Origin of the sequence: Curtobacterium sp. USHLN213 (assembly GCF_037144815.1) — a bacterium.
Lineage (GTDB): Bacteria > Actinomycetota > Actinomycetes > Actinomycetales > Microbacteriaceae > Curtobacterium.
Genome location: NZ_JBBCYQ010000018.1, coordinates 47,813 through 55,674, shown reverse-complemented (window position 1 = coordinate 55,674; position 7,862 = coordinate 47,813). Strand labels below are relative to the sequence as shown.

At 75.5% G+C, this 7,862-nt stretch carries 7 protein-coding genes; 1 reads left to right on the top strand and 6 read right to left on the bottom strand.

Annotated elements, in window-relative coordinates:
* Positions 1-136: 136 nt before the first annotated feature.
* Entirely contained in the window at positions 137-1,006 is an 870-nt protein-coding gene (locus tag WFH25_RS18555) for an RDD family protein (protein ID WP_336698948.1), read from the bottom strand.
* An 80-nt stretch (positions 1,007-1,086) separates the two neighbouring features.
* Between WFH25_RS18555 and WFH25_RS18550 the strand changes: the two genes are divergently transcribed.
* Positions 1,087-2,082 carry a stage II sporulation protein M gene (locus WFH25_RS18550; RefSeq protein WP_071303800.1) on the top strand — a complete coding sequence of 332 codons (996 nt, stop codon included), beginning with the start codon at positions 1,087-1,089 and terminating at the stop codon, positions 2,080-2,082.
* Positions 2,083-2,089: 7 nt separating this feature from the next.
* Here WFH25_RS18550 and WFH25_RS18545 read toward each other — a convergent pair whose 3' ends face one another.
* The 5 genes from WFH25_RS18545 to WFH25_RS18525 are packed head-to-tail and all read right to left on the bottom strand — an operon-like array spanning position 2,090 to position 7,782.
* Positions 2,090-3,442, bottom strand: a complete 1,353-nt coding sequence (locus WFH25_RS18545) for a DUF58 domain-containing protein (protein ID WP_336698947.1) — start codon at positions 3,440-3,442, stop codon at positions 2,090-2,092.
* Positions 3,442-4,437 (bottom strand): AAA family ATPase, encoded by a 996-nt coding sequence (locus WFH25_RS18540; RefSeq protein WP_442892432.1) that lies wholly within the window; start codon positions 4,435-4,437, stop codon positions 3,442-3,444. Before WFH25_RS18540 ends, WFH25_RS18545 begins: the two co-directional genes overlap by 1 nt.
* A complete protein-coding gene (locus tag WFH25_RS18535) occupies positions 4,434-5,684 on the bottom strand; it encodes a DUF4350 domain-containing protein (RefSeq protein WP_336698946.1) in 1,251 nt (416 codons plus the stop codon). Before WFH25_RS18535 ends, WFH25_RS18540 begins: the two co-directional genes overlap by 4 nt.
* Entirely contained in the window at positions 5,681-6,319 is a 639-nt protein-coding gene (locus WFH25_RS18530; RefSeq protein WP_336698945.1) for a DUF4129 domain-containing protein, read from the bottom strand. Before WFH25_RS18530 ends, WFH25_RS18535 begins: the two co-directional genes overlap by 4 nt.
* Entirely contained in the window at positions 6,316-7,782 is a 1,467-nt protein-coding gene (locus WFH25_RS18525) for a glycerophosphoryl diester phosphodiesterase membrane domain-containing protein (RefSeq protein WP_336698943.1), read from the bottom strand. The genes WFH25_RS18530 and WFH25_RS18525 overlap by 4 nt, the downstream gene beginning before the upstream one ends.
* Between the last annotated feature and the right edge of the window lie 80 nt (positions 7,783-7,862).

Below are 7,862 nucleotides of genomic sequence, written 5' to 3'. Positions count from 1 at the left end.
TCCGACATCGAACCAGCCTCCCGCGCTGGTTCGACGTCGGAAACGTGGTTCGAAAGGCGGACGCGAGCCACGCCGCCGCGGCGCCGCGACGCCCGCCGCCGCGCGCCCGCGCGTCAGCGCGCCGCGCGTCAGCGCGTCAGCGCGGGAACCCCGGCGGCCGCGCCGTCGCCACCGCCGACGCCCGGTCGAGCACCGCCGCCCGACCCCGCAACGCGCGCAGGTCCCGCTCCCGCCGCAGCACGACCACCCCGGCGAGGAACACCTCGGGGTGGACCGCCGGCACCGGGTGCGCGTACTCGGTGACCGCTGCCGCGAGGGACCGTGCCGCCGCCTCCCGGAGCTCGGGGCGGAGGTCGGCAGCACCGCGGAAGAACGCCCCGAGCCGGTTCTCGAGCCGCTGCGGCAGCGCCGACACGTCCGCGACCCCGGCCCAGGCCACGAGCTCCGCGGGCATGAGGACCTCGGGGGACCGCTGCTTCGCCGCCCGCTCGTGCTGCACGAACGTCCCGGCGAGCAGGTCCCCGAGCCGCCGCGGGCGGGATCCGAACAGCGCCACGAGCAGCGCCACGGAACCGAACGTCATCCACAGCTCGAACAGCCCGACGAGCGCACGGGTGAACGCGTGCCGGAACCCGATCGCCCCGCCGTCGAGCCGGACGACCCTTGTGCCGGTCGCGTACCGGCCGACGCTCTTGCCCCGGGTGACGGTCTCGAGCGCCGCCGGGACGAGCACGAGCACGACGACGAGCACGCCGATGCTGAGCGCCGCTGCCCAGGCCTCGTCGAGGTCGCTCGGCCAGACCCGCGACAGGCCGATCATGAGCATGACGTAGAGCGCGAGCAGGCAGACACCGTCGAGGAGCGCCGCCGCGAGCCGCAACGCGATGCCGGCGGGCTGCACGTCGAGTGCGACGGCCTCGCCGACCACGAGCTCGTCGTGGGTGTCGTCGAGCGCGACGACGAACCGACCGTCGGCGAGGTCACGCGGCACGCGGGTCTTCGGCATGGGATCATTCTGTCGGAGACGCACGCCCACCGCCCGGACGGCACGGACGCGCGAACACCGGAACGAGCGGGGGAGACGCTGTGGACCTGGACGCCTACACCGAGGTGCACCGCGACCGGTGGCAGGAACTCGACCGGCTCGCCCGCACCCGCCACGCCTCCGGTGCCGACGTCGACCGCCTCGTCTCCGGATACCAGGCGGCAGCGACCGACCTCGCGCGCATCCGCGGCGCCGCCCCGCGCACCGCGGTCGGCGACCGGCTCTCGCTGACACTGTTCCGCGCCCGACTCCGGTTCACCGGCACGCCCGTCGACCCGCTCGCGGCGCTGACGTCCTTCTTCGTCCTGCAGCTCCCCGCCGCCCTGTACCGGATCCGCTGGGTCGCGATCTGGGTGGCGGCCGCCACGGCGGCGATCGCCGCGATCACGGCGGTCTGGATCACGACCACCCCGGGTGCCGTCGACACGTTCGGCACCCCCGAAGCACTCCGGCAGTACGCGACCCGGGACTTCCAGGCGTACTACTCCGACCACGGTCTCGGTGCCTTCACGGCACAGGTGTGGACGAACAACGCGTACATCGCCGCCACCATGGTCGCCTTCGGGATCACCGGCCTCTTCGTGCCGTTCTCGATCGGCCAGAACGCGATCAGCCTCGGCGTCTCGGCGGCCATCCTGCACGACCAGGGCCGCCTCGGCGACTTCTTCCTCTACATCGCCCCGCACGGGCAGCTCGAGCTGTACTCGATCTTCCTCGCGGCGGCCGCCGGCCTGATGATCTTCTGGTCGTGGGTCGCCCCCGGGGCCCGCACCCGCGGACAGGCCCTCGCCGAGGACGGCCGAGCACTCATCACGATCGCCGTCGGCCTCGCCCTGACGCTCCTGCTGTCCGGTCTCGTCGAGGGCACGGTGACCCGGCAGGACTGGCCGTGGCCCGTCAAGATCGGGATCGGCACCGTCGCCCTCGCGGCCGTGCTCTGGTACCAGTGGGTCCTCGGCGGTCGCGCGTACCGCGCGGGGCAGCGCGGCGACCTCGAGGAGTTCGAGCGCGGCACGTCCGCCCTCGTCGCCGACTGACCGACGCCTAGAGCCGTCCGGTCGCCTTCGCGCGGATGTACGCGTCCGCGACGAGGGGCGGCACCTGCTCGGGGGCGGCTCGGACGACCTCGGCCCCGGCGCGGCGCGCCACGTCCGCCACGCCGTCGGCATCGAGGAGCGTGCGTTCGGCGGCAGCGCGTCGGTACACGTCGCGCTCGGCACGGTCCTGGAGGGACGGCGCACGTCCGCCCCGCCGCCCCGGTCCCGAGACCGCCGGGTCCACCGCCCCGCTCGCCATCCGCTCGACGGCCGGGTCCGAGACGCTGGTGACGACGACCGCGTGCCGCCGCGTCAGGCGGGGGAGCACGGCGAGCAGGTCACCCGACGCGCCGACCGAGTCGAGGCTCGACACGAGCACCACGAGGGCCCTGGAGGTGGTGATCGAGTCGACGAGCCCGGGCACCGCCGACCAGTCGGTGGCCGCGATCCCGGGTTCCGCGTGCGCGAGCGTCTCCCCGAACCGCTGCACGACGTCGGTGCGCGTGGCACCGTGCACGCGACCCCGGACGGCGTCGTCCAGCACGGCGAGGTCCACCCGGTCGCCCGCGGCCGCCGCGAGGGCGCCGAGGAGCAGCGCGGACTCGATGAACGTGTCGAGCCGCGGTTCGTCGTCGACCCGTCCGGCACCGGCACGCCCGGCGTCGACGACCACGATCACCCGACGGTCCCGCTCCGGACGCCAGGTGCGCACCACGAGGTCCTGGCGGCGGGCGGTCGCACGCCAGTCGATCGACCGGACGTCGTCGCCGCGCACGTAGTCCCGCAGCGAGTCGAACTCGGTGCCGTGGCCCCGCAGTTGGAGGGTGGTCTCGCCGTCGAGTTCCCGCAGCCGCGCGAGCCGTGAGGGCAGGTGCCGACGCGACCGGAACGGCGGCGTGACGACCAGCTCGGCGGGCGCCGCGAGGACGCGTTGGCGTGCGGCGAGCCCGAGCGGCCCGAACGCACGCACGGCGACGCCCGCGGAGGCCCGGCGGCCGCGACGGAACGGGGCGAACCGCATGCGCGCGGTCCGTCGCTCCCCGGCGGGCACCTGCAGGTCGATGCGGCGCGGAGCTTGCCCGGCGGACGGCTCCCACATGTCGCGCACCACACCGCGGAGCGTCCGGCGGCCGTCGTTGGCGAGCACGAGGGTGCCGTCGGCGGTGGTGTCCCGGCGGGCGAGCCGGGGCATCCGCCGCTCGACCCGCACGGCGGCGAGGTCGGCGGCGAGCAGCACGTCGAGCAGGGCGGCCAGCACGACCACGCCCGCCCAGGCCGCACCCGCCCATCCCGTGCCGAGCAGCACGGTGGGCACGATCGCGACGGCGAGGAGCGCGACGAACCGGCCGGAGATCGCCACTAGATCGGCACCCGGACCTGCTCGAGCACCTGCTGCAGCACCCCGTCGGCCCCGACGCCCTCGAGCTCGGCGTCGGCGGCGACCCGCAGCCGGTGCCGCCACACCGGCAGGAGCATGGCCTGGACGTGGTCCGGCGTGATCGCGTCGTAGCCGGTGAGCCAGGCCCAGGCCTTCGCGGCGGCGAGCAGGGCGGTCGCACCGCGAGGGCTGACCCCGACCCGGACGGACGGCGCCTGCCGGGTGGCGCGGGCGAGGTCGACGATGTACGCGAGGACGTCGTCCCGCGCCCCGACCCCGCGGACCGCGCGCTGTGCGGCGAGGACCTCGTCGACGCCGAGGACCGGTGCGATCCCGGCCGACCGGACGTCCCGCGGGACGAAGCCGTCCGCGTGCCGACGGAGCACCTGCCACTCGACGTCCCGCGGCGGGACGTCGAGCGTGAGCTTCATGAGGAAGCGGTCGAGCTGGGCCTCCGGGAGCGTGTACGTGCCCTCGAACTCGATCGGGTTCATCGTCGCCGCGACGAAGAAGGGGTCGGGCAGCACCCGGGCGTCGCCGTCGACGCTGACCTGGCGTTCCTCCATGGCCTCGAGGAGTGCGGACTGGGTCTTCGGCGGCGTCCGGTTCACCTCGTCGGCGAGGAGCACGTTCGTGAACACCGGTCCCTCGCGGAACGGGAAGGTGCCCGTCGAGGCGTCGTACACGAGCGAGCCGGTGACGTCGCCGGGCATCAGGTCCGGCGTGAACTGGATCCGCTTCGTGTCGAGCGACATCGCGGCGGCGAGGCTCCGGACCAGCAGGGTCTTCGCCACGCCGGGGACGCCCTCGAGCAGGACGTGCCCCTGCGCGAGGATGCCGACGATCATGCCGGAGACGGCGCCCTCCTGCCCGACGACGGCCTTGCCGACCTCGGTGCGCAGCCGTCCGAACACGTCGCGCAACGGATCACCAGCGGCGGTCGCCTGCGGGGTCTGGGTGGTGGACGGATCGGTCACGGTCGTGCTCCTCGGTGGTCTCGGTCGGTCAGCTGGGCGCCGGTGGTCGCGGCGAGGACGGCACGCTCGAGGTCGTCGAGCGCCGCTGCCCCGGCGGTGAGGGCCCGGTCGTCGGTGGCCGGGCCGCCGACGAGGACCGCCCCGACGCGCCGGTCGGGGATCCCGGTGGCGCGTGCCGCAGCCCTGACGACCTCGTCGACGTGGGCCGACCGGGGGAGCCCGAGCCGGCGTGCCGTGCGACGGAGGGCCGCGATCCGGAGCGTGTCGAGCGCGTGGGTCCGGTCGCCGGTGCGGGCGGCGAGCCGGGCACGGCCCTCGGTGGTCTCGGCGGCACGGACGACGACCGGCATCCGCTCGACCACGAGCGGGCCCAGCCGGCGGCCGCGCCAGACCGCGGCGGCGACGGCGACGAGTCCGAGCAGCACGAGTGCGCTCGGTACCCACGGCGGTGCGAGCGACCCGAGGGTCGGTGCCGCGTCCGACGTGCCGGGGGTCGGCGTGTACCAGGTGAGCGTCGCGTCGTCGCCGAGCAGGCCGAGGGCGAGGGCGGCGTTGCCGGCGGTGGTGATCGTGTCGTTCCGGAACGCCGCCGTGGTCCCGACGAGCGTGACGTCACCGGCCGGGGTCGCCGTCCGGACGAGGCCGTAGGCCCGGTCGCCGCCCGAGCCGGACGGTGCGCAGAGGTCGGTGCCGCTGGGGGCCCGGCCGCCGTCCGGCACGGCGTACCCGGTGCCGCCGAGGGTCACACGCTCGGCACCGGCAGCGGCCGGGATCGCGCACGAGGCGGTGGACACGGTGTCGTCCCCGCCGACCTGCGTGACCGGCTCGACGTCGAGCCCGAACGCCTCGAGCGTCGCGGGGGTCGTCGACACGAGGACGACGTGGTCCGCCTGCCGAGCGATCCGCCGCGCGACGCCTCGGTCGAGGACGCCCTGCTCGTCGTCGACGAACACGGTGCCGTCCCCGATCCGGTCGGCGCGGTCGACGATCCGGACGTCGGTGCCCTGCTGCTCGAGGACCCGCACGAGTGCCTTCGCGCCGCTCGCCGTCGCGGAGGTCGGGTCGAGCGGCGCCTGCCCGGGACCGGTCCGCCCGACGACGGCCGTGAGCACGGCGAGCACGGTGCCGACCAGGACGATGGCGACCCAGAAGCCGACTCGGAGCCCACGGCCCGCACGGCGCGGCGAGGTCGAGGTCGAGGTCGAGGCTGCTCCCGACGGTGCGGACGGGGTGGCGGTCGCGGTCACGCGGGGACCGCCGGGGTCGTCGTCCGCGCGGGGCGTGCCGTCCGGACCGCGTGCTCGGTGTCCAGGACGTCGCGGGCGGTCCGCTCGGTCGCCTCGGCGCCGAGGTACCGCACCTCGTCGAAGGTGGCCGCGGCGCGTTCGAGCCGCGCGGCCTCGGCCGGGAAGACCACGGCTGCCCGGCCGGCGATGGCACGCGCGGTGGCACCGGGGACGTCGGGGACGAGGTCGCGCTCCCCGAGCCCACGGGCGAGGGCACGGTACCCGTCGAGCACGGCGCGGGACCAGTCACCCGCGCGCAGGGCTGCTCGGGCGTCCTCGGCGATCGCACTGGCGGGACGCAGGTCGTCGTCGTCGAACACCCCGCCGACCTGCCCGTCCGCGAGCCGAGCGCGACGCCGGGGGAGTCCGCGGGCGACGACCACGAGGACGACCACCGCGACGAGCACGACGACGGCCGTCCAGAGCAGGGTGTGCGCGACCGCGGGGGAGCCGAGGCCGTCCGCGCGGAGCGAGCCGAGCCAGTCGAGGACCGCGCGCGAGGCACGGTCCCACCACGTCACGTGGGCACCGTCGTACTCCGACCGCTCGAGCTCGCGTTCGAGGAGCCGTCGTGCGTCGTCGGGGTCGATCGTCATGCGCGGCCGTCCGGCGGGTACCGTCCGGGTTCGCCGCCCCACTGCGGCGGCGTCGGGCCGCCCGGCTGCCGGCCGCCCGCTCCCGGCTGCCCCGGCAACGGCTGGCCCGGCCACGGCTGCTGCGGACCCGGACCGGCCCCCGGCCAGGGCTGCCCCGGCCACGGCTGCTGCGGCCCCGGACCGCCACCGGGCCAGGGCTGCCCCGGCCACGGCTGCTGCGGCCCCGGACCGGCACCCGGCCACCCCTGCCCCTGCCCCGGCCACGCCGGCCGGTCCACCCGCGGCGACGGCGCGAACGGGTCACCCGGCTGCCCGGTTTCGAGGTGCGACGCGATCCGCTGGTCGAGCGCCTCGGTCCGGATGCGGCGGTCGATCGCCAGGAAGGTCACGACGGACGCGGACAGCACGTCGGTGATGCACTGCACCGCGATCCCGAGCAGGCTCCCCACGACGATCGCCACGAGCCCGCCGACCCCGGCTCCCGACCCCGCATCGGTCTGCCCGAGCGGGTCGAACGTGCCGCCGACGAGCGTCGCACCGATCGTGAGCGGGACCGAGGCGATCGACACCGCGAAGGCGAACATCACCTGCACGAGCAGGATGATGCCGAAGGTGCGCCAGAAGGCTCCGCGGGTGAGCCGCCACGACTGCGCCGCGGCCTGGAAGACGGGGCGTCCCTCGAGCGCGATGGTCGGGACGGTGAACGCGAACTTCGTCCCGAGCCAGACGAGCACGACCGTGAAACCGAGGCCGAGCACGAAGAAGGTGAGCAGGAAGCCGCCGATGCCCGACCCGTTGCCGGAGAGCCCGGCGGCGGCGCCGACCAGCACGAGCACGAAGACGATCCCGATGACGGCACCGGCTGCGAGCTGCAGGAGGATCCAGGCGACCACCGACCAGCGTCGTCCGGCGAGGAGCGCCCAGAGCCCGCGGAAGGTGGCGCGCCGTCCGAGGATGCGTTGTCCGGTGTCCGCGGCGACCGGGGCGACGAGGAAGCCGCGCCCGAGGTAGGCCAGGAACGGGAGCCCGATCGACAGCACCAGCCAGAGCGTCACCGATCCGGCGAGGATCGACGTCTGGCCGTCCACGTCGCCGTCGACCGCCGAGAGCATGCGGGACTGGATCGCACGCTGGCCGAACGCACTCGCGATGGTGGAGAGCAGCCCGAGGACCCCGCTGAGGAGCACGCTCCAGAGCAGGAGCACCCGCGCGTTGCGGCGGAACACGGTGAAGGCGCCGCTCAGGACGTCACCGAGCCCGAGCGGTCGCAGCGGGATGACCGGCCGCGACCCGGCCGGCGGCGGCCCCGGCGGCCGACCCGGCCCACCGGCGGACGGACCACCGGACTGGCCCGGCCACGGGGCGGACGGCTGCTGCCCCGGGGGCCGCGCCGCGCCTCCTGGGCCGTTCCCCCGACCGTCCTGCGGACCGCCGGGCGCCCCCGGTACCTGCCAATCGGACATCGCCGCCCCCTCGTGGTCCCGACCGAGCACGCGGAAGGCGCGGTCGACACCCATCCTGTCGGAAAACGCCGTCGCACGGG